The sequence below is a fragment of the Streptomyces luteoverticillatus genome (genome assembly GCF_003970715.1).
GTDB classification, from domain to species: Bacteria; Actinomycetota; Actinomycetes; order Streptomycetales; family Streptomycetaceae; genus Streptomyces; species Streptomyces abikoensis.
This window is the reverse complement of sequence record NZ_CP034587.1, coordinates 6,101,374-6,122,945: the sequence shown is the minus strand read 5'-3', so window position 1 is coordinate 6,122,945 and position 21,572 is coordinate 6,101,374. Positions and strand designations below refer to the sequence as shown.

General features: G+C 73.0%; 17 protein-coding genes. 11 read left to right on the top strand and 6 right to left on the bottom strand.

Annotation, left to right across the window (positions count from 1 at the left end; genetic code table 11):
• Positions 1 to 13 precede the first annotated feature (13 nt).
• Positions 14 to 874: a galactose-1-phosphate uridylyltransferase gene (locus EKH77_RS27265; RefSeq protein WP_164737875.1), complete on the top strand. Its 861-nt coding sequence runs from the start codon at positions 14 to 16 to the stop codon at positions 872 to 874.
• Between the two features lie 74 nt (positions 875 to 948).
• Here the strand turns inward: EKH77_RS27265 and EKH77_RS27260 are convergent, their stop codons facing one another.
• Positions 949 to 2,085, bottom strand: coding sequence for a glycosyltransferase family 4 protein (locus tag EKH77_RS27260; protein ID WP_126916918.1), 1,137 nt, complete (start codon positions 2,083 to 2,085; stop codon positions 949 to 951).
• A 52-nt stretch (positions 2,086 to 2,137) separates the two neighbouring features.
• Here EKH77_RS27260 and EKH77_RS27255 point away from each other — a divergent pair, with 52 nt between their 5' ends.
• Both EKH77_RS27255 and galE read left to right on the top strand, forming a co-directional pair.
• Positions 2,138 to 2,704, top strand: coding sequence for a D-glycero-alpha-D-manno-heptose-1,7-bisphosphate 7-phosphatase (locus tag EKH77_RS27255; protein ID WP_126916917.1), 567 nt, complete (start codon positions 2,138 to 2,140; stop codon positions 2,702 to 2,704).
• The gene (gene galE, locus EKH77_RS27250) at positions 2,701 to 3,669 is read left to right on the top strand and encodes a UDP-glucose 4-epimerase GalE (protein WP_126916916.1); all 969 of its coding nucleotides are present in this window, start codon (positions 2,701 to 2,703) and stop codon (positions 3,667 to 3,669) included. The genes EKH77_RS27255 and galE overlap by 4 nt, the downstream gene beginning before the upstream one ends.
• A 49-nt stretch (positions 3,670 to 3,718) precedes the next feature.
• Here the strand turns inward: galE and EKH77_RS27245 are convergent, their stop codons facing one another.
• Positions 3,719 to 4,669 (bottom strand): phosphotransferase family protein, encoded by a 951-nt coding sequence (locus EKH77_RS27245; protein WP_126916915.1) that lies wholly within the window; start codon positions 4,667 to 4,669, stop codon positions 3,719 to 3,721.
• A gap of 182 nt (positions 4,670 to 4,851) precedes the next feature.
• Here EKH77_RS27245 and EKH77_RS27240 point away from each other — a divergent pair, with 182 nt between their 5' ends.
• The 3 genes from EKH77_RS27240 to EKH77_RS27230 are packed head-to-tail and all read left to right on the top strand — an operon-like array spanning position 4,852 to position 9,086.
• On the top strand, positions 4,852 to 6,681 hold the full coding sequence (locus EKH77_RS27240; RefSeq protein WP_240667560.1) for an ABC transporter ATP-binding protein: 1,830 nt from the start codon (positions 4,852 to 4,854) through the stop codon (positions 6,679 to 6,681).
• Positions 6,678 to 8,543, top strand: a complete 1,866-nt coding sequence (locus EKH77_RS27235) for an ABC transporter ATP-binding protein (protein ID WP_126916914.1) — start codon at positions 6,678 to 6,680, stop codon at positions 8,541 to 8,543. Before EKH77_RS27240 ends, EKH77_RS27235 begins: the two co-directional genes overlap by 4 nt.
• A gap of 39 nt (positions 8,544 to 8,582) precedes the next feature.
• Positions 8,583 to 9,086 (top strand): AAA family ATPase, encoded by a 504-nt coding sequence (locus tag EKH77_RS27230; protein ID WP_126916913.1) that lies wholly within the window; start codon positions 8,583 to 8,585, stop codon positions 9,084 to 9,086.
• Between the two features lie 105 nt (positions 9,087 to 9,191).
• On the opposite strand, the gene EKH77_RS27225 is transcribed toward EKH77_RS27230, so the two are convergent.
• The 3 genes from EKH77_RS27225 to EKH77_RS27215 all read right to left on the bottom strand — a co-directional run bounded on the left by EKH77_RS27225 (position 9,192) and on the right by EKH77_RS27215 (position 11,824).
• The gene (locus EKH77_RS27225) at positions 9,192 to 10,409 is read right to left on the bottom strand and encodes a glycosyltransferase (protein ID WP_126916912.1); all 1,218 of its coding nucleotides are present in this window, start codon (positions 10,407 to 10,409) and stop codon (positions 9,192 to 9,194) included.
• Positions 10,406 to 11,212: a MerR family transcriptional regulator gene (locus tag EKH77_RS27220; RefSeq protein ID WP_126916911.1), complete on the bottom strand. Its 807-nt coding sequence runs from the start codon at positions 11,210 to 11,212 to the stop codon at positions 10,406 to 10,408. Before EKH77_RS27220 ends, EKH77_RS27225 begins: the two co-directional genes overlap by 4 nt.
• 93 nt (positions 11,213 to 11,305) lie before the next feature.
• The gene (locus tag EKH77_RS27215) at positions 11,306 to 11,824 is read right to left on the bottom strand and encodes an EF-hand domain-containing protein (RefSeq protein ID WP_240667559.1); all 519 of its coding nucleotides are present in this window, start codon (positions 11,822 to 11,824) and stop codon (positions 11,306 to 11,308) included.
• A 158-nt stretch (positions 11,825 to 11,982) separates the two neighbouring features.
• Between EKH77_RS27215 and EKH77_RS27210 the strand changes: the two genes are divergently transcribed.
• The 5 genes from EKH77_RS27210 (at position 11,983) to EKH77_RS27190 (ending at position 19,845) form a co-directional block, all read left to right on the top strand.
• Positions 11,983 to 13,527 (top strand): MFS transporter, encoded by a 1,545-nt coding sequence (locus EKH77_RS27210; protein WP_126916910.1) that lies wholly within the window; start codon positions 11,983 to 11,985, stop codon positions 13,525 to 13,527.
• 124 nt (positions 13,528 to 13,651) lie between these two features.
• Positions 13,652 to 14,131: a pyridoxamine 5'-phosphate oxidase family protein gene (locus tag EKH77_RS27205; protein WP_126916909.1), complete on the top strand. Its 480-nt coding sequence runs from the start codon at positions 13,652 to 13,654 to the stop codon at positions 14,129 to 14,131.
• A gap of 89 nt (positions 14,132 to 14,220) precedes the next feature.
• Complete coding sequence (locus EKH77_RS27200; protein WP_126916908.1) at positions 14,221 to 17,340, top strand: amino acid adenylation domain-containing protein; 3,120 nt, start codon at positions 14,221 to 14,223, stop codon at positions 17,338 to 17,340.
• Positions 17,337 to 18,557, top strand: coding sequence for a cytochrome P450 family protein (locus tag EKH77_RS27195; protein WP_126916907.1), 1,221 nt, complete (start codon positions 17,337 to 17,339; stop codon positions 18,555 to 18,557). Before EKH77_RS27200 ends, EKH77_RS27195 begins: the two co-directional genes overlap by 4 nt.
• A gap of 73 nt (positions 18,558 to 18,630) precedes the next feature.
• Positions 18,631 to 19,845: a cytochrome P450 gene (locus EKH77_RS27190; protein ID WP_126916906.1), complete on the top strand. Its 1,215-nt coding sequence runs from the start codon at positions 18,631 to 18,633 to the stop codon at positions 19,843 to 19,845.
• A 13-nt stretch (positions 19,846 to 19,858) separates the two neighbouring features.
• Here the strand turns inward: EKH77_RS27190 and EKH77_RS27185 are convergent, their stop codons facing one another.
• Positions 19,859 to 21,496 (bottom strand): ABC-F family ATP-binding cassette domain-containing protein, encoded by a 1,638-nt coding sequence (locus EKH77_RS27185; RefSeq protein ID WP_126918323.1) that lies wholly within the window; start codon positions 21,494 to 21,496, stop codon positions 19,859 to 19,861.
• Positions 21,497 to 21,572: the final 76 nt, after the last annotated feature.

The following is a 21,572-nucleotide window of genomic DNA, read 5'->3' as shown; positions in this document are numbered from 1 at the left end:
GAGGGCGGCACGGGTGGCTGAGCTGCGCACGGATCCGCTGACCGGCCTCACGGTGGCGGTCGACGGCCGCCGCCAGGCCCGGCCCCGCGCGCGGAGCGCGGACTGCCCGTTCTGCCCGGGCGGGCTGGAGGCGCCGGAGGAGTACCGGGTGCGGCGGTTCCCCAACCGCTGGCCCGCGCTGGACGGGGGCCGGTGCGAGGTGCTGCTGTACGCGCCCGAGCACGGCGCCTCCTGGGCGACAATGGGGCTCCAACAGGCGGAGCACGCCGTGGAGTTGTGGAGCGAGTGCACGGAGGAGCTCGGCGCGCGGCCCGATGTGGGTTACGTGCTGCTCTTCGAGAACCGGGGTGCCGACGCGGGCGCGACCGTGGACCATCCGCACGGGCAGGCGTTCGGCCTGCCCGGTGTGCCGCCCGCCCCCGCGACACAGCTGGAGCGCAGCCGCGCGCTGGGCCGCTGCGCGCTGTGCGAGGGTCCGGCGAAGGAGCTGGTGGTGGCGGAGGAGGGCGGCTGGCGGGCGTGGGTTCCCGAGGCGCCGCTGTTCCCGTACGCGCTGCGGCTGGCGCCGCGCGTCCATCTGCCGGACCTGCCGGGCGCGGGCGCGGCCGGGCGGCGGGAGCTGGCCGCGCTCCTGACGAGGGTCCTCGGCGGCGTGGACGCGCTGTTCGGGCGCCCGGCGCCGTATCTGCTGTGGGTCCACCAGCGTCCCGCCGACGGCGGGGAGTGGCCGTGGGCGCATCTGTATCTGGAGATCAACGTGGTCTGGCGGGCTCCGGGGACGCCCCGGTACATCGCGGCGGGGGAGCTGGGCAGCGGGATGTACTTCACGCCGCTGGAGCCGGAGCGGGCGGCCGAGACGCTGAGGGGGGTGTGATGGCCCGGCGGCGGCGTCTGCCCCGGCCGGGCCGGCGTCCGTCCCCGGGCGCCGGGCGCCCGGGGACGGCGGGGTCAGGCGGCGAGTTCCGCGAGCTGGTCCACGAGGACCGTGATGGGGTCCGGCGGGATCTGCTTGCGGACGGCCACGGCCGCGCGGCGGCCCATCTCCTGCCACTCGCCGCGCGCCTGCCAGGCCCGTTCGAGCGCCTCGTCGAGGCAGGCGGCGGCCGGGGCGGCCGCGACGAAGCCGGTGACCCCGTCCTCGAGGAGTTCGGCATTGCCCGCCACGTCGCTGACGATCGCGGGCCGGCCGCAGAGCATCGCCTCGATGATCACGGTGGGCAGCCCCTCGGCCCGCGAGCACAGGACCAGGCCGTGGTGCTCGCGCCAGATCGCCTCGACGTCCGTGGTGTACCCGGCGAACTCGACGTTGTCGAGGGCGAACCGGTCGCGCAGCGAGCGCAGCACCCAGGCGTGGCTCCCGGAGCCGAACAGGGAGACGGTCAGGGGGCGTTCGCGCCACTTGGGGCGGGCGAGGACCTCGAAGAGCACGTCCTGGCCCTTGCTGATGGGGTCGAGCCGGGCCGGGCAGGCCAGCCGCAGCGGCTCGGCGTCCCCGGGCCAGGGCGGGGCCGCGTCGTAGTCGACCTTGAAGTGGCAGCGGACCACCCGGGCGTTGGGCAGGCGTGTGCCGACCTGGCGCTCGGTGATCTCCCGGTTGGCCTCGGACACGAAGAACGACGCGCGGGCCGCGCGATAGGCCACGGCCAGTCGCTGCGCCACGTCGTCCGCCGGCCATTCGAAGTCGGCGGCGGAGTTGGAGTAGGCGACGTACGGGTAGCCGCGCGTCCGGCACTCCTCCATCCAGCCGAGGCCCTCGTAGTTGTCGCCCTGGGACACGACGACGAGGTCGGGGCGGACCTTGTCCAGGGTGCTCGACTGGTTTTCGGACCAGGGGAGTTGGTGGACGGGGCGCAGGTCGTAGGGGGGCTGCTCCCAGCGGCGGTGGACGACGACCCCGGCCCGCTCGGCGGCGGCCAGCTCGGCGGGGACCTCGTCCCAGCCCTTGACGCTCGCGTGGACCTCGGCGCCCCGCTCCGTCCAGTTCCGCGCGGCCAGCGCCCAGTTCGTCTCACTGGGGCCCCATGGCGCCGTCTCGTTCGCCGAGACGAAAAGAATACGGAGTCGTGCTCGATCGGCGGTGCCCATTCTCGCATTGCCTCCATTCCGGCCCCCTCGGGGAGCCGAAAAGACCATAACAGTGAAAGCGGGTCAGGCAGAAGTGCGCACTTTCTTTCTGGACCGGGACGGCACCTTGAATGTGAAGCCGCCCGACGGCCGGTACATCAGGTGTCCCGCGGAGCTGGTCCTGCTGCCGGGCGCCGCCGAGGCCGTGCGCGAACTGAACGCGGGCGGACGGCGCGTGGTGCTCGTGACCAATCAGCGGGGCGTGGCCAGAGGCCTCATGACCAGCGCGGATCTGGCGGCCGTGCATGCGCGGCTCGCCACTCTGCTGCGCGGGCACGGGGCATTCCTGGACGCCGTTTACGTCTGCCCGCACGAGGTGGGCGAATGCGGCTGCCGTAAACCGCTGCCCGGGCTTCTCAAGGCGGCCATGCGGGATTTCCGGGACATCGATCCGGCGGATTCCGTGATGATCGGCGACTCCGAGTCGGACGTTTTGGCGGGCCGGGCGGCGGGCACCGGAACCGTTCTTCTCCAGGGCCCGGGAAAACCGAGGGAAAACACTGTGGCCGACCTTGTCGCGGCCGATTTACGAACGGCTGTCGGCCTCTTGCTCACGTCGTCGAAAGGCGGTCGCGCGTGAAGATCCTGGTGACCGGCGGTGCCGGCTTCATCGGCAGTGTGGTGACGCGCCGGCTCCTCGAGGAGGGGCACCGGGTCGTCGTTCTGGACGACCTGTCCACCGGGTTCGCCGACGCCGTCCCGCGCGGCGCCGAGCTCGTACGGGGCACGATGGCCCGGGCGCTGGACGTGCTGACCGGCGACCTGGGCCCGTTCGACGCGGTGCTGCACCTCGCCGCGCGGGCCCTCATCGACGACTCGGTGCGCCACCCGGAGCGGTTCTGGCGCAACAACACGGTGGAGAGCCTGACCCTGCTGGACGCGGTGCTGAGCGCGGGGGTCGGCCGGCTCGTCTTCTCCTCCACGGCCGCGGTCTACGGCCAGCCGGAGCGGGTACCGATCGAGGAGAGCGCGCCCACCGTGCCCACCAACCCGTACGGCGCGTCGAAGCTCGCCGTCGACCTGGCGCTGGAGGCGTACGCCCGGGCCCACGGTCTGGCCTCCGTGAGCCTGCGCTACTTCAACGTGGCCGGCGCGCTGGGCGAGTCGGGCGAGCGGCACGAGCCGGAGACGCACATCATCCCGCTGGCCCTGGACGCCGCACTGGGCGAGGGCGCGGGCCGGGAGTTCGCGGTGTTCGGCGACGACTACCCGACCCCCGACGGCACCTGTGTCCGCGACTTCATCCATGTCGCGGACATCGCCGACGCGCACCTGGCCGCACTGGCCGGCGCCGTCCCGGGCGAGCACCGCAACTACAACCTCGGCAACGGCAGGGGCTTTTCGGTGCGGGAGGTCCTCGACGCGGTGGCCCGGGTCACCGGCCGGCGCGTCCCCACCCGGTCGGCGGCCCGGCGCCCGGGGGACCCGGCCGTTCTCGTCGCCTCCGGTGAGCGCGTCCGCCGGGAGCTGGGCTGGAAGCCGGCGCGCCCGGGCCTGGAGGAGATGATCGAGGACGCGTCGCGGTTCCGCCGGGCGCGCTCATGACGGCTACGCTCATGACTGCCGCACGCCCGACGGAGGGCTTCCGTTTCCGCTACCGTACGTCCCACAGGAGCCGGGCCAGCTCCCCGATGTCGTCGACACCGGAGAGATCGAGGGGCACTTCCTCCAGGACGTCGAAGTCGTGGAGGAAGGTGAACCGGAGCATGTCCTCGGCGAAGGTGTCGGTCACCTGCCATTCCGCCCCTTCGAGCACCGCGGCGAGCAGTCCGCGGTCGGCGCGGAATGCGTTGAGGTGCAATTGGACGAGGCTGTACCGGGGGTCGCCCGCGTATACGTCGGTGAAATCGATCAGACCGGTCACCGACGCGTTCCCCGCATCGACGAAAAGGTTGGTGCCATGCAGATCGCCGTGCACGAATACGGGTTCGACGCCGTCGAGCAGTGCGTCGACGGGGGGCAGGAAGTCATCGACCGCGTCGAGCAGTCGTGGGGAGAGGTAACCCCATTCCCGGTGGTCCTCGACGGTGGCCGTGCGGCGTTCCTCGAGCAGTTCGGCGAAGACCGGGGAATCCGGTCGCAGCGCTCCCGTGCCGGTCAGCGGAACGGAATGCAGCCGGCGCAGTACCGCGCCGAACCGCCGGGCCAGCGCCAGTTGCGTCGGCCGGTCCGCGCGCGCCGTCGCCTCCCGCCACGTCGCCCCGGGGGCCGCGGCCATCACCAGGTACGGCCACGGCCAGCCGTCGCCGCCGGGGAACAGCTCGCCGCGCCCCAACAGCGGTGGGACCGGCAGCCCTTGGCCTGCCAGCACCTCGTAGGCCTCGGCTTCCGAGGCGTAGTTCTCGGGGCCGCACCAGTGCTCGCCGTAGAGCTTGACGACCGCGCCGGTGTCGGCGATCAGGACGGGGTTGGTGCTCTCCCCCGGGACCCGTAAGGCCCCCGGGGCGGGGAGGCCGACCGCGGCCAGCGCCCGCCGGCCCCAGGGCTCCCAGAATTCCAGGTCGTTCCGGAGTTTCGCGTAGGTTTCGTCCGATGTAATTTCCATCGGCTGGGCGGGGTATTTAGCGGGCACAGCATTCTCAGGCACGGCAGGTCCCCGATTTCTCCGCGTGTGGTGAATCTCTGCGTGTGGTGATGCCCTGTCGAATTCGGTTCAGGATAACATGGTCGGCCTGCCGGGCAACGGTGAAGCCCGGCCATTCGACCCGTCATTGCGAGGTGTGCGCATTGAACGTCGAGGGCGCCCCGATCCCGACGAACGCTTCCTCTCTCGCCGTACTCCGCCGACTCGGCCCGTATTTACGGCCGGTATGGCTCCCCGTCACCGGGGCGGCCGGCGCCACATTCGGAGCCCTGCTGTGCGGGCTCGGCATTCCCCTGGTGGTGCAGCGCGTCATCGACGGCCCGCTCGGCTCCGGCGACTTCGGCCGGCTGCCCTGGCTGATCGCCCTCGTGGCCGTGCTCGGCACGGCGGAGGCCGGCCTGTTGTGGGCCCGCCGCAAGCTCATCGCCCGCCCCACCGCGCTGGTGGAGTCCCGGATGCGGGCCGACCTCTTCGCCCATCTGCTGCGACTGCCCGTCGCCTTCCACGACCGTTGGCAGTCCGGCCAATTGATGTCCCGCGCGGTCAACGACCTGGTGACGCTCCGCAAGTACCTGGCCTTCGCGGCGGTCTTCCTTGTCGTCAACTCCCTCACCCTGGTGGTGGGTCTGGGCATCCTGTTCACCATCGCGCCCGAACTCGCCCTGGTCGGGCTGATCAGCGCGGCGCCGCTGCTGCTGATCACGTACTTCTACGAGACGAGCTACAAAAAGGTCGCCCGCCGGGCGCAGGACCAGTCCGGGGACCTCACCACCATCGTCGAGGAGACGATGCTCGGCACCCGCGTCATCAGGGCGTTCGGACGGTCCGGCGAGCGCACCCGGCAGTTCGTGGCCCAGGCCCGCCGGCTGCGGTCGACCGAGCTGCGCATCGTCCGCATCCTCGGCGGGCTGTCGACCGGCCTGCTCATCCTGCCCGAACTGGGCATCGCCGGCCAGCTCGCGGTGGGCGGCTGGGGCATCGCCGACGGCAGGCTGACGCTGGGTCAGCTCGTCGCCGCGATCACGATCAGCACCTATCTCCGCTGGCCCACCGAGTGCATCGGCTGGGCGCTGTCGGAGACGAGCACGGCCGCCGCGGCCTGCGACCGCTACTGGGAGATCAGGGACTGCCCGCCGACGGTCACCGACCCCGCCCGGCCCGTCTCCCCGGCCCGCCCCGCGCGGGGCCGGCTGCGTTTCGAGGACGTCCACTTCCAGTACCCGGACCAGCCGCGCCCGCTGTTGCGCGGCGTCGATCTGGAGGTGCGCCCCGGCGAGACGATGGCGCTCGTCGGCGCCACCGGGTCCGGCAAGACCACCCTGGCCTCCCTGGTCCCCCGGCTCGCGGACGTCACCGCGGGCCGCGTCACCGTCGACGGCGTGGACGTCCGGGACATCCCCCTGGCCGAGCTGCGGGCGATGATGGGCTGCGCGTTCGAGGACGCGCTGCTCTCCTCCGCCTCCGTGCGCGAGAACGTCGCCCTCGGCGTCCCCGCCGCCTCCGACGCGGACATCCGCGCGGCGCTGCGGGTGGCCGGCGCCGAGGGCTTCGTCGACGCGCTCCGCCCCCACGGGCCCGGCACCCGCATCGGCGAGCGCGGCATGTCGCTGTCGGGCGGACAGCGGCAACGGCTGGCCCTCGCCCGCGCGGTGCTGCCCCGGCCCGCCCTGCTGGTGCTCGACGACCCGCTCTCCGCACTCGACCTCCACACCGAGGCGGAGGTGGAACGGGCGCTGCGCGAGGTGCTGCGCGACGCCACCGCGCTCGTGGTGGCGCACCGGCCGAACACCGCGCGCATGGCCGACCGCGTCGCCGTCCTGGCCGACGGCCGCGTCCTGGCCGTCGGCACCCATCAGGAGCTCCTGGACTCCTGCCCGCACTACCGCACCCTGATGGCGACCCCTGGCGAGCCCGGCGCGGAGCGAACGGCAGGGGCCGGCCCGCGACTGGACAGTGAGGCGGTGACCCCGTGAGCGACACCACGTACGCCAAGCCGGACGAACAGGCCCCGGACTTCACCGGCGCTCTCTCCGCCGAGGACGCCCCCGTCCTCGACAAGGCCACCCAGGCGCGCGTCCACGCCCGTTCGCGGAAGCTGCTCGGCTCGCTGCTGCGCCCCTGGCTGCGCCGGTCCCTGCTGGCGCTGGCCGCCCTCGTGGCCGAGAACCTCGGCCAACTGGCCGGGCCCCTGCTGATCGCGCGCGCCATCGACGTCGGGGTACCGGAGGCGGTCGCGGGGCGGTCCGGCGCGCTCGTGTGGTGCGTGGCCGGCTTCACCGCGTGCGCCCTGGTCGCCGCCGGGGCGCGCTACGGCTTCTTCCGGCTGAGCGGCAGCGTCGGCCAGGCCGTCCTGCTGGACCTGCGCACCCGCATCTTCGAGCACGCGCAGCGGCTGCCGGTGGCCTTCCACGACGCCTACACCTCCGGTCGCGTCGTCTCCCGGCTCACCTCGGACGTCGACGCGGTGCGCGACCTGGTGGAGACGAGCCTGGACGGCCTGCTGACCTCGCTGCTGTCGGTGGGCGGCATCGCCGTCCTGCTGCTGTGGCTGGACCTGCCGCTGGCCCTGGTGGTCCTCGGGACGTCCGTCCCCCTCGTCCTGATGACCCGCTGGTTCCGCGAGCGGTCGCGGCAGGCGTACCGCCGGGCCCGCAACACCGTCGCGGAGATCCTCGTGGAGCTGGGCGAGACGCTGGGCGGCATCAGGGCCGTCCAGGCCTTCCGCGCCGAAGCCCGCGCGGCCGACCGGATGAACCGGCTCAACGACGACTTCCGCGACGCCCACACCGACGCCCTCCACGTGGTGGCCCGCTACACGGCGGGCGTCCGGCTGGTGGGCAACGTCTGCCTGGCCCTGGTGCTCGCGATCGGCAGCTGGCGGGTGGCGAACGACACCCTCCAGCTCGGCGTGCTGACCGCGTTCGTCCTCTACCTCCGCAAGTTCTACGACCCGCTGGACGAGCTCGCGACGTTCACCAACAAGTACGCGGCGGCCGCCGCGGCCCTGGAGAAGATCTCCGGCTTCCTGGCCGTGCGGTCCTCCGTGCCCGAACCGGCCGCCCCCGCCACCCTCGACGCCGACCGCCCGGGCCGCGGCCGGCTCCGGCTCCGGGCCGTGGAGTTCCGCTACACCCCGACGGGCCGGCTCGTCCTGCCGCGCCTGGACCTGACCGTCCCCGCCGGGCAGACCGTCGCGCTCGTCGGGGAGACGGGCGCGGGGAAGTCCACCCTGGCCAAGCTCCTCGCCCGGTTCTACGACCCGACGGCCGGCGCGGTGCTGCTGGACGGGGTGGACCTGCGGGACCTCGCCGAGGGCGACCTGCGCCGCGAGGTGACGCTGCTGACCCAGGAGAACTTCCTGTTCAGCGGCACGGTCGCGGAGAACGTCGCGCTGGCCCGGCCCGACGCGAGCGACGCCGACATCCGCGCGGCGGCGGCCGCGGTCGGCGCCCACGCGTTCATCGAGGCGCTGCCCGACGGCTACGACACGGACGTCAGCAAGCGCGGCAGCCGGCTGTCGGCTGGCCAGCGCCAGATGGTGGCCCTCACCCGCGCCTTCCTGGCCGACCCCACGGTGCTGCTGCTGGACGAGGCCACGTCCAGCCTGGACATCCCCACCGAACGCGCCGTGCAGGCCGCCATGGCCAAGGTGCTCGCCGACCGCACGGCCCTCATCATCGCCCATCGCCTGTCGACGGTCCTGGCCGCCGACCGTGTCCTCGTCATGGACGCCGGCCGCATCGTGGAGGACGGGCCGCCGGCTCGGCTCATCGACGCGTCGGGGCCGTTCAGCCGGATGTACCGCACGTGGATCGCGGCGGTGGGCGGGGATTGACGCTGCCGGAGCGGGCATGCCGGGCATACGATGCCCGGCATGCCGACGCTCCGCCTCCTGACCGGCGCCCCGGGCGCCGGGAAGTCCACGCTGATCGCGCACCTGACGGCGTATCCGCTGGTCGCCGTCGACTTCGACGAGCTGATCGAACCCATCGGCGAACTGCTGGGCGTGGACGTCAGATACTCGGCGGCGAGCCGGGTGTGGCCCGGTTACAACAAGCTGTGGGTGGAGATCGTCGCCCTGCTGCTGCGCGGCGACCGGCCCGTGCTGGTCATGTGCCCACTGGCACCGGGCGAATGGCGGCGCGCTGCGTCGGCCGCCTCGGCGGCCGTCCCGGAGGCCGCCGCCTGGGCACGGCTCGACTGCTCCGACGCCGACCGTCGCGCGCGCCTCGCCGCGCGCGGCTGGGACGACGGCCGGATCGAGGACGCGGTCGAGGACGCGGCGGAACTCCGCCGTGTCGTCGACCGGGAGTTCACCACCAGCGGCCGCTCGGCCAACGCGACGGCGGCGGCCCTCGCGGAGTGGGCCATCGGCTGAGCGGGGCGCCGGCTGAGCGGGGCGCCCCGAAGGGGCGCGGGGCTGTGTCGATATGCGGCTACCGCCGCGTGGGCGCGACCAGCCACGACGCACCCGCAGACGACGTCACCCGGCCCCCGTCAGCTCCTCGATCGCCTTGAGGGCCTGCCCGGCTCCGTCCTCGGTAGCCATGTGCCGCGCGGCCGCGCTCGCGGCTTCGGCGTACGTCCGATCGTTCACCGCCCGATGGAGCGCGTCCGCGAGCCGTTCGGCGGTGAGGGCCGGGAAGGGGATCGGATCGGTGGCGGCGCCGAGCGCGGCGAGCCGTCCGGCCCAGAACGGCTGGTCACCGGTGACGGGCACGGTGACCGCCGGGACCCCGGCGCGCAGCGCGGCCGCCGAGGTGCCGGCCCCGGCGTGGTGGACCACGGCGGCCAGCCGTGGGAACAGCGGGGCGTGCGGTACGTCCCCGATGGTCAGGACGTCGTCGCCGTCGGCTGCGAGGCCGGCGCTGCCGGACTGGAGGATGCCGCGCAGCCCGGCACGGCGCAGGGCGCGCACGGCGATCTCGCTGAGCCGTTCCCCGTCCCCGCCCGCCATGGACCCGAAGCCGATGAGGACGGGCCGGGGCCCGGCGCCGAGGAAGTCCTCCAGCTCGGCGGGCAGCGGTTCGGCGGGCTCGTGGTGGGGCCACCAGGTCCCCACGACCTTCAGCCCGGGCCGCCAGTCGGCGGGGCGCGGCACCAGGGCCGTGCTGAAGCCGTGCAGGACGGGCCAGTCGGCCTGTTCCTGCCGGCGGCGCATGGCGGAGGGGGACAGGGGCGGCAGCCGCAGCCGGTCGCGCAGTTCGCCGGCCGCCTGCTCGTAGAGGCGGTCGACCATGTGGAGGGCGAAGCGTCCCGCCGCGCGATTGGCGAGGCGGCCCAGTGAGCGGGTGCCGGTGACGGCGGGCGGGAAGTCGCCGGTCGGCGCGGTGGGCTGGAGGTAGACGCCGAGGCTCGGGATGCCGGTGGCCTCGGTGAGGTGCCAGCCGAGGGGGGCCGTGGTGGCGGAGAGCAGCAGCAGGTCCGTGTCGTCGTCCACCGCGTCGGCGAACCCCCGGCCCAGTTCGGTGACGAACGCGGCGGCCGTGCGCATCAGCTCACGTCTGCCCGTACCGGCGCCGCGCCCCCGCGTGTCGGCGGGGAGGCCGCGGAATTCCAGCCCGGCGGCGTGTACGAGGTGGGCGTAGGCGGCGGTGGCGGCAATCGTGACGTCGTGCCCGGCCCGGCGCAGCTCGGCGCCCAGACCGGTGTAGGGGGCGACGTCGCCGCGCGATCCGGCCGCAGCGATCAGGATCCTCATGAGTGCTCCTCGGAGAGGGAGTGGGTACGGCCGCCGTCGTGACGGGCCGCGTTGGCGTGGACCGCCCTGCCCACGTAGGCGGCCAGCCCGGGACGCTGCTGTGACGGCGGTACGACCAGGGCGAAGGCGCGCGGCTCGGTGACGAAGTCGTCCGCGATGCGCCGGTGCATGTCGGCGGGGCAGGAGGTGAACCAGCGCGAGATGTGCAGCCGGTGCTCCTCGGCGAGGTCCATGGCCCGCTCGCCGTCGCTGGGCTCCCCCTCGTCGAAGGCCGCGAGCAGCTCCGCGCGCCAGGCGGCGGCCTCGCCCATGAGCCGCCGCCAGTCCTCCTTGGTGTGGGCGGCGGCGCGCGCCATCGCCTCGCGCCGGCCGTCCGAGTGGGCCCACTTCAGCTCCGCCTGTGTGGCGTAGCTCAGATCGAAGGTGATCTCGCCGAAGACCTCGAAGCGCTCCTCGGGGGTCAGGGCGACCCCGGTCTGCTGCACCTCGATGGCCCGCTCCGCCACCTCGGCCAGCCGCCGCAGCCTCTCGATCTCCTCCCCGAGCCGCCGCTGCCGGGCCCGCAACTGCTCCAGGGCGTTGGCCTGCGGGTCCTCGAGGATCGCGGCGATCTCGTCGAGGGAGAAGCCGAGCTCGCGGTAGAACAGGATCTGCTGCAGCCGGGCGAGGTCGGCGTCCCCGTAGAGCCGGTACCCGGCGTGGCTGCGCTCGCTGGGCGAGAGCAGCCCCGCCTTGTCGTAATGGTGCAACGTCCGCACCGTCACCCCGGCGAAAGCCGCGACCTGTCCCACGGAGTAACTCATCCACCTGCCCTTTCGTCAGCGCCCAGCCTCGGGCCTGACGTAGGGGAGGGTCAACCGGGGTGGATGATGCCCGGGACGGCCGGAGCTCCCGTGTCAGTACAGGGCGGCGCCCATCGGGGAGTCGTCGCCGACGACATAGGCGCGGATCGCCGCCAGGTACGCGGCGCGGGCGATCCGCCCGTCGCCGTCGGTGTCGAGCGCGTCGAACGCGGCCTCGGCGTTGCCGGGCGGGTTGTTGAGCGCGGTGCGCAGGGTGGTGAACTCGGGCCGGTCCAGGGCGCCGTCCCCGTCGGCGTCGACGAGGTCGAACAGCGAGCCGAGCGCGAACTGGCAGACGTTGTCGAACTTGTCGCCGTCCACCCACGCGTCGTATTCGTCGAAGGTCAGCCGGCCGTCCCCGTCGGCGTCCATCACCTCCCAGGCCTTGAGGCCCTTCGCGCGGGCGGTGGCGACGAGCGGGTCGTCCTCCGTGCGCCCCGTCGCCTGGACCACTCGGTCGATGCGGGAGAGGTAGTCGTGCGCCGAGATGACGCCGTCCCCGTCCGCGTCCATCATGGCGAAGACGCGCCACGTGGGGGTGGGGGCGGCGGCTGTGGTGGTCGTACGGTCCAACGTGGTTTTCCTCCTGCTCGCTGCGGCGCGACGAGAGTTCGTCCCGCCGTGCATACCCAGCGTGCCGCGCTTCTCACGCGGCCACGGGCGGGCTCGTTTTCCCGCCAACCGTCGCCGCGTCGGACTCGCTTCCCGATCTTCTGGGAAAGATCCTTTCCATGTCCGACTTCCCCCGCGCCGATGACGCGGTCCTGTCCGCCTCCCCCACGCCGCTGCCCTACCGGTGGCGCTGGGCGGCGCTGTGGGTGATCCTCGCCGGAGAGGCGATGGACATGCTCGACTCGCTGGTGGCCACCATCGCGGCGCCGTCGGTCCGGGCCGAGCTGGGCGGTGGGGCCGGCGTCACCCAGTGGCTGGCGGCCGCCTACGCGCTCGCCATGGCCGTCGGGCTGATCACGGGCGGGCGGCTGGGGGACGTCGTGGGGCGCCGCCGGACGTTCCTGATCGGCACGGCGGGATTCACCGTCGCCTCGCTGCTGTGCGCGGCGGCCGTGTCGCCGGGGTTCCTGATCGGGGCGCGCGGGCTCCAGGGGCTGTTCGGGGCGGTGATGATCCCGCAGGGGCTCGGCATGATCAAGGAGATGTTCCACGGCCGGGAGCTCGGCAAGGCGCTGGGGATGTACGGGCCCGTGATGGGATTGTCCTATGTGGGCGGTCCGGTGCTGGCCGGCTGGCTGGTGGGCGCCGACTGGTTCGGGGCGGGCTGGCGCATGGTCTTCCTCGTCAACCTGCCGCTCGGGGGGCTCGCGTTCCTCGGCGGGTGGCGGTTCCTGCCCGCGTCGGGCCCCACGGCGAGGACCAGGCTGGATCTGGTGGGTGCCGCGCTGGCCTCGGCCGCCGCGCTGGCGGTCGTCTTCCCGCTGGTCCAGGGACGCGAACTGGGGTGGCCGGTGTGGGCCTTCGTGTCGATGACGGCCGGAGTGGCCCTGTTCGGGGTCTTCGGCTGGTACGAGGACCGTGTGTCGCGCGGTGGCGGTGACCCGTTGGTGGTGCCGGGGCTGTTCCGCAAGAGGGCCTTTTCGGGCGGGTTGGTGACCGGCGCGGCGCTGTTCGCCGCGGTGGCGGGGTTCTCGCTGGCGCTCAGCCTCTACTTCCAGTCGGGGCTGGGCGCTTCGCCGCTGAAGGCGGGGCTGGCCGTGCTGCCCTGGTCCGCCGGTACGGTCGTCGGCTTCGTGGTGGTGCAGGTGCTGGACGGCGCGGGGCTGCTGAGCCGGTACGGGCGCGCGCTGGTGCGGACCGGCGTCGTGGTGATGGCACTGGGTGCCGGGGCGTTCGCCTGCGCGCTGCGCTGGGCGGGCGCGCACGTCACGGTGTGGCAGGGCGCGCCCGCACTGGCGGTCGTGGGGCTGGGGTTGGGGCTGGTGATGGGCCCGTTCTTCGAGACGGTGCTGGGGACCGTGGAGCCGCACGAGACAGGGTCGGCCGCCGGGACGCTGACGGCGGTGCAGCAGTTCGGCAGCGCGCTGGGCAGCGCGGTGCTGGGCACGGTCCTCTTCTCCGCGCTCGCCGGCCGGGTCTCGGACGCGACGGGGGCCGACGCCTCCGGGACGCCGGCCCGCCTCGACTGGTCCCGGGCCATGGAGATCACCTTGGGCGCGGAAGCCGGGCTGCTCGCGATCACGCTCGTCGCGTCCTTCCTGCTTCCCGCCGAACCGGGCGTAACCACAACCGGTCGGCTGACCGGAAATGATGTTGGTGATTGACAGACGGAAGAGAACCGTCCAGTCTCGTTCAGCCGAACCGCCAGCCATAGCCTGACTATTGGCGTTAAGTCCCGCAAAACCTCTTGATTATGGGCGATTTACGACAGATATAGGGAGCCGTTTCATGCTGCCCAAGATGCCGCACCACGAACGTGAACGTTTCCTCGCCGAGCCGCGCGTCGGCGTGCTGGGCGTCACCGACCCCCGGGGCGAGCGCGCCCCGCTGCTGGTGCCGGTCTGGTACCACTACGAGCCCGGAGGGGACGTCGTGGTCCAGACCGGCCGGGAGATGGTGAAGACCAAGCTCCTGCTGGAGGCGGGCCGCTTCAGCCTCTGCGCCCAGGACGACAACCGCCCCTACCGGTACGTCAGCGTCGAAGGGCCCGTCACCTCGGTCACCGACCCGGCCGACCCCGAGATGCGCGAGGCCATGGCCCACCGCTATCTGGACCCCGAGGAAGCGCGTGCCTACCTCAAGGCGACGGCGCACCAGCTCCAGGGCGACATCACCTTCCGCATGCGCCCGCAGCACTGGCGCACCGCGGACTTCGCCGCCTTCGCCGCCGACTTCGCCGAGCAGGGCAAGAGCGACTCCGACGGCTGAGCCCCCACTCCCCCACCCACCGCACACCTCACACGGCACGGACGACATGACATCACCCACACCCCCCGAACCAGAACGAACAGGTCTCCATGACAGACATCGACGTTTCCGCCCGGCCGGCCCCCACCGCCCACCCCGGGACGGCCGGCGCGAGCGGCACGCGCGATTACCCGCGTGACCGGAGCCTTCCCGAGCTCTTCGAGGAACAGGCGGCGGCCCGGCCACAGGCCCTCGCCGCCCGGCACGGGGACCGCACCCTGACCTACGGGCAGCTCGGCGCCCGCTCCGACGCGCTGGCCGCCCACCTGCTCGACCGGGGCGTCGAGCCGGGCACGCCGGTGGGCGTGTGCGGCAGCCGCTCCCTGGAGGCGCTGGTCGCGCTGCTGGGCATCCTCAAGGCGGGCTGCGCCTACGTCCCGCTCGACGAGGACCTGCCGCCCGCCCGGCTGCGGGCCATGGCCGAGGACGCCGGGCTGCGCGCGGCCGTCGTACTGCCCGGCAGCACCGACCCGGTGCGCGGACTGCCCGTCCGCGTGGACTTCGACACGGTCGAGCACACCGCCGACCGCACCCCGGGCACCCGGCCCGCCGCCGCACCCACGTCCTCCGCCGCCGACTGCGCCTACGTGGTGTTCACCTCCGGCTCGTCCGGCCGTCCCAAGCCGGTGGCGATACCCCACCGCGGCGTGGCCCGTCTCGTCCTGTCCGACGGCGAGTTACCCCCGCCCGGCCCCGGCGACGGCGTGCTCCACGCCTACGGGCTGTCCTCCGACGCCTCCACCATCGAGATCTGGGGCGCGCTGCTGACCGGCGCCTGCCTGGTCCTGGCGGACCGCGAGGAACTCCTCTCGCCCACCGCGCTGGAGGAGCTCTTCCGCGCCCAAGGCGTGACCGTCGCCTACCTGACGACCAGCGTCTTCCACCTCGTCGCCCGCACCCGCCCGCAGGCCCTGGCGCCCCTGCGCTTCGCCTCCGCCGGCGGCGAGGCGATGGACCCCCGCCTGGCGAACGAGGTGCTGGCCGCCTGCCCCGGCACCACCGTCGTCAACTTCTACGGCCCGACGGAGAACTCGGTCGTCTCCACCGCGCACGTGGTGCGCGAACTGCCCGCCGACGCCACGCACGTCCCCATAGGCCGCCCCTTCGGCGCCACCGTCTGTCACGTCCTGCGCCCCGACGGCACGGCCGCGGCGCCGGGCGAGGAGGGGGAGCTGTACGTCGGCGGGGACGGACTGGCCCTGGGCTACCTCGGCGACGCCCGGCTGACCGCCGAGCGGTTCGTCGACCTGCCCGCTCATCAGTCGTCCGGTCCGCTGTACCGGACCGGTGACCTGGTCGTCCGGCGCGCCGACGGGCTGCTGGAGTACCGGGGACGGCTGGACCGCCAGGTGAAGCTGCGCGGCGTGCGCGTCGAGCTGGACGAGATCGAGGCCCGGCTGCGGGCCCACCCCGAGGTCGGCGAGGCCGTCGTCCAGCTCGAATCCGGCGCCCTGACCGCCTATGTCACCGCCACCACGCCCGGTGGCCCCCTGGACCTGCCCGGCATCCGCGCCTACTGCGCCGAGTGGCTGCCGCCCCAGACCGTCCCGGCGCTGGTGGCCATGGACCACCTGCCGGTGACCAGCGGCGGCAAGGTCGACCGTGCCCGGCTGAAGGCCCTCGCACCCCGGCCGAGCGAGGCCGATCCGTCCAAGGTCGAGGGAGTGCTCGACGCCCTCGCCGAGGTGTGGCACCAGGTCCTCCGGGTACGCCCCACCCCCCAGGACGACTTCTTCCGGCTCGGCGGCGACTCGCTGCTCGCCTCCGAGACCGTCACCCGCACCCTCGCGGTGCTGGGCCTCGACGCCGCACTGGGCTCCACCCTCATCAGGGCCCTGCTGGCGGCGCCCACCCTGGAGGGCTTCAGCACGGCCGTCCGCGCACTGCGCGGCGGCGCCGGCGGCCCGGCGCGGAACGAACCGGCGATCGACTTCGAGCGCGAGAGCGAGCTCGGCTTCGAGCTGCCGCCCGCCCAGGGCCCGGCCCCGCGCCCCGAGGACCCCCGGAACGTCCTGCTCACCGGCGCCTCGGGGTTCGTCGGCGCCTTCCTGCTCGACCGGCTGCTGCGCATGACGTCCGCGCGCGTCCACTGCCCCGTCCGGGCCTCCAGCGACGCGCACGCCGCCCGGCGGGTGCGCAACACCCTCGCCCGCTACGGGCTGAGCCTCGACGAGGCCGCCTGGCGGCGGGTGGAGTGCTTCCCCGCCGACCTGTCCGAACCCGGTCTGGGCCTCTCCCCCGACCACGCCGCCGAGCTGTCCGGCAGCCTGGACCTGATCGTGCACAACGCGGCCCGGGTCAACTTCCTCTACCCGTATGAGGAGTTGCGCTCGGCCAACGTCGAGGGCACCCGCAGGGTCGTCCAGCTGGCGGCACCCCGACGCGTGCCCGTCCACTTCATCTCCACCGTCGCCGTCGTCGCCGGTTTCGGCACGGCCGGGGTGGACAAGGTCGACGAGGACATGCCGCTGGCGCACGCCGACGGGCTCACCATGGGCTACGCGGAGAGCAAGTGGGTCGCCGAGGAGGTGCTGCGACGGGCGGCCGAACAGGGCCTGCCGGTGGCGGTGCACCGGCCGTACGAGGTGACGGGCGACCGGGTGACCGGCGCGTGCAACACCGAGACGGCCATCTGCTCCCTGTTCAAGACGATCGCCGAGACGGGCCTGGCCCCCGACATCGAGCTGCCGATGGACTTCGTGCCCGTCGACCACCTCGCCGAGGCCGTGGTCCACATCGCCACCCGCCGCCCGGCCGACTGGCGGGTCCACCACCTCACCAACCCGCGCCCGGCCATGCTCGCCGACGTCCTGGACCGGATGCGCGCGGCGGGCTTCGCGATACGCACGCTGCCCTACAACCAGTGGGTGGGCGAACTGGTGCGCCACGTCGCACGCAACCCTAAGAGCGCCACGGCCCCGTTCGTCTCCCTGTGCGTGGACCGCAGCCGCAACGCCGACATGTCGGTCAAGGAGATGTACCTCAAGGGAGTCTTCCCGGTCCTGGGCCGTCGCAACGCCGAGGAGGCCCTGGACGGCAGCGGGCTGGACTGCCCGCCCGTCGACACCGCGCTGCTCGACCGGTACCTGGAGTTCTTCTTCTCGTCCGGCTACATCCCGCGGCCCACTCCCGGAGACCCGTCGCTTCCCGGAACGGAGCACACAGCATGAACGAGCCCGAGGACCTCTCCGCTCTCGTCCAGGTCCCGGCCGTCGAGCCGGGCACCGCCGGGCCGCCGTGCGGCTACGCCCGCCTGCGCGCCGAAGCGCCCGTCGTCAAGGCGGAGTTGCCCAACGGCGAGACGGGCTGGCTGCTCAGCCGCTACGAGGACGCGCGGGCCGCCTTCGCCGACCCCCGGCTCGTCCGGCCGCTGCTCTCCGCCTGGCCGCCCCGCGAGGGCCCCGACGCCCCGCCACCGTGTCTGCCGACGTTCCTGGAGATGACCGGCGAGCACCACGAGCGGGTACGGCGCACCGTGCTGCCGCTGTTCGGCAGGCGCCGCCTGGAATTCATGGAGCCCCGGATCCGGGCCATGGCCGGGGAGCTGATCGACGCCATGGTGGCGTCCGCCGACGGCGGCACGGCCGACCTGGTCGCCGCCTATGTCGATCCGCTGCCATTGCGCGTCCTGTGCGAGACCACCGGGATCCCGCACGAGGACCACGGGATCTACCTCCCGCACACCCTCACCCTGCTCGGCGCCGCCGGCCTGTCGATGGACGAGGTGCTGGCGGCCCTGTACGCGCTCCAGGACTACGCCGAGGAGCTCATCTCCCGCAAGGAGAAGGAGGACGGGGGCGAGGACTACATCCACCTCCTGCTGGCGGAGAGCCGCCGCCCGGACGGCGGGATGACACGGGACGACGTGGTCAGCTTCGTCGTCACCATGCTGATGGCCGGCTACAAGACCAACATCCAGCACACCGGCAACGCGCTGTTCACCCTGCTCACCCACCCCGACCAGTTGCGGGAGCTGCGCGAGTCGCCGCAACGGATGGGCACGGCGGTGGAGGAGCTGCTGCGCCACGTCCCGCTGATGAACGCCATCAACATCCTCGTCGCCCAGGAGGACCTCACCCTCCACGGGCAGCACATCCGGGCCGGGGACGCGGTCATCCCGGTGCCCGCCTCCGCCAACCGCGACCCCGCCGCGTTCACCGACCCCGACCGCCTGGACCTGACCCGCACCCCCAACGCCCACGTCGCCTTCGGCCACGGGCCGCACGCCTGCACCGGCGGGCACCTGACCAGGCTGCAACTCTCCATCGCCCTCGAGGTGCTGCTGGAGCGGCTGCCCGGCATCGAGCTCGCCGTGCCGGCGGAGTCGGTCCCCTGGGACGAGTCCACCCCACTGCGGGCCCCCGCCCGGCTCCCGGTGCGCTGGTGACGCACCAACCCCTCGACGAAGTGACGAAGTGCGAAGTGACGACCGGACGACCGGACGAGAAAGGCCCGACCCCGTGACCACAGCCCCACACGAGGACCTGCCGCAGGCGGACCTCCCCCACTACCCCTTCAGCACCGAAGGCGTCCGTCTGGCCCCCGAACTCGACGAGCTGCGGAGCCGCTGCCCGGTGGCCAGGGTCAGCACCAACTCCGGCGGCGAGGCCTGGCTGGTCACCGGCTACGAGACGGCCCAGCACGTGCTGCGCGACCGGAAGTTCGCCCGGTCCGTGCTGGCCGACCCCGACGGGCCCGCCCAGGACACCCCGATCCTGGCACCCGAGCTGCTGGACGCCATGAACCACCTCCAGCAGGCCGGGCTGCGGGACGAGGTCCTCAAGGCGCTCGGCCGCAACCAGCCCGAGCTCCCCGCCGACTGGGTCGCCGATGTCACCCGTGAGGGACTGGACGCCATGGTCCGGCAGGGCGGTCCGGGTGACCTCCAGCGCCACTTCGCGGAGTGGGTCGCCGCCCAGTGCATGTGCCGGGTCCTCGGGCTGCCCTTCGAGGACCACGAGTGGCTCGCCGTACGGGCCGACCTCGACCTGACCATGGTGACCCCCACCCAGGAGGAGCTCGCCCGCAACTGGGAAGAGATCCGCGTCTACATGCACGAGTACATGGCCGCCCGCCACCCCGGGCGGCCCCGCGGCCTCGTCGACCGTCTCGCCGACCTCAACGCGGAGCGGCAGGGGCTGACCGACAAGCAGCTGTCGAACATCGTCTCCGTCCTGTTCGTCAGCGGTTACGAGGACTTCGCCGGCTTCCTGGGCGTCGCGGCGCTCACCCTCCTCCAGCACCCCGAGGCGATGGACGCCGTGCGCGCCCGCCCGGAAACCATGCCGCAATGCGTGGAGGAGCTGCTGCGCCACAGCGTCGTCCTGGGCAACGCCATCCCCCGCTTCGTCACCGAGGATGCCAAGCTCGACACGGCGGAGGTACGGCAGGGCGACCTCGTCCTGCTCTCGCTGGACGCGGCCAACTACGACCCCGCCGCCTTCCCCGACCCCGCCACCTTCGACCCCACCCGCTCCCCCAACCCCCATCTCCGCTTCGGCTACGGCCGCCACCACTGCCCGGGCGCCCACCTGGTCCGTCGGCAGTCCGAGACCGCCTTCCGCGTCCTGCTCGACCGCCTGCCGGGCATCCGCCTGGCGGTACCGGTGGACGAGGTGCCCTGGCACCCCAACCGCATGGCGATCATGCCGGCGGGGCTGCCGGTCACCTGGTAGCGAGGCCGGGGGCTCACACCTCGGGAGCCCCCGTCTCCGTCAGCTCGCCGTCGGCCAGCCGCAGCCACCGGTCGACGCGGATCTCCCACAGGAACCGTTCGTCGTGGCTGACCACGACGAACGCCCCCTGGTAGGAGTTCAGGGCGCTCTCCAGCTGGCCCGCGCTGACCAGGTCGAGGTTGTTCGTCGGCTCGTCCAGGAGCAGCAGGTGCGGGGCCGGTTCGGCGCACAGGACGCAGGCCAGGGTGGCGCGCAGCCGCTCGCCGCCGGAGAGCACCCCGACGGGCAGATGGGCGCGGGCGCCCCGGAAGTGGAAACGGGCGAGCAGGTTCATCCGCTCGGCCTCGGACCGCTCCGGGGCGTACTCGGCGAAGTTCTCGGCGACCGTACGGTCCGGGTCGAGCAGGTCGAGGCGCTGCGAGAGGTAGGCGACGCGCCCGTCGGCCCGCTTGACCGCGCCGCTCTCCGGGGCCAGGCCGCCGTCGAGCAGCCGGAGCAGGGTGCTCTTCCCTGCGCCGTTGGGGCCGGTCAGCGCGATGCGTTCCGGGCCCCGGATCGTCAGGTCGAGGCCGTTGCCGGCGAAGACGTCCTTGCCGCCGAGCCGGACGCGGAGCTGTTCGCCGAGGAACAGGTTGCGGCCGGCGGGCACGTTGGTCTCGGGCAGGTCCAGCGTGATGCGTTGTTCGTCGCGGAGTGCGCGCCCGGCCTCGTCCAGCCGGGCCTTCGCCTCGCTGACGCGGCCGGCGTGCATCTGGCCGGCCCGTCCGGCGGCTTCCTGCGCGCCGCGCTTCATGTTGCCGGCGAAGATGCGGGGCAGGCCGGCGCTCTTGAGGTTGCGGGCGGCGTTGCTCTGCCGTCGTTCGGCGCGTTCGCGGGCCTGTTGCATCTCGCGCTTCTCCCGCTTGAGCTCCTGTTCGGCGTTGCGGACGTTCTTCTCGGCGACCTCCTGCTCGGCGCGGACGACGTCCTCGTACACGGTGAAGTTGCCGCCGTGGAAGCGGAGTTCGCCGCGCGGGTCGAGTTCGGCGATACGTTCCATGCGGTCGAGCAGGGCGCGGTCGTGGCTGACGAGGAGCAGGCAGCCGGTGAAATTCGCCAGTACGTCGTAGAGCTTGTGCCGGGCGTCGAGGTCGAGGTTGTTGGTGGGCTCGTCGAGCAGCAATACATCGGGGCGCTTCAGCAGTTGGGCGGCGAGGCCGAGGGAAACCACCTGGCCACCGCTGAAGGTGCTCAGCGTGCGGTCCAGGGTGACGTCGGTCAGGCCGAGGCGGTCGAGCTGGGCGCGGGTGCGTTCCTCGATGTCCCAGTCGTCGCCGATGGTGGTGAAGTGCTTCTCGTCGGCGTCCCCGGACTCCACGGCGTCGATGGCCCGGATGATCGCGGCGACGCCCAGCACCTCGGCGACGGTGAGCTCGCCGGTCAGGGGGAGGCTCTGCGGCAGGTAACCGAGGGTGCCGGTGACGGAGACGGACCCGGTGGCGGGGCGCAGTTCACCGGCGACGATCTTGAGCAGGGTGCTCTTGCCGGCGCCGTTGGGCGCGACGAGACCGGTGCGGCCGGGGCCGAGGGTGAAGGACAGGTCCTGGAAGACGGGGGTGTCGTCGGGCCAGGCGAAGGACAGGTTCGAGCAGACGACGGAAACGCCGGAGATACCGGACATGAAGGTGACCTCGTGGGAGCGCAGTGACAGACAAGGGGAAAGTGGAAAAGGGGAACGACAACGAAGC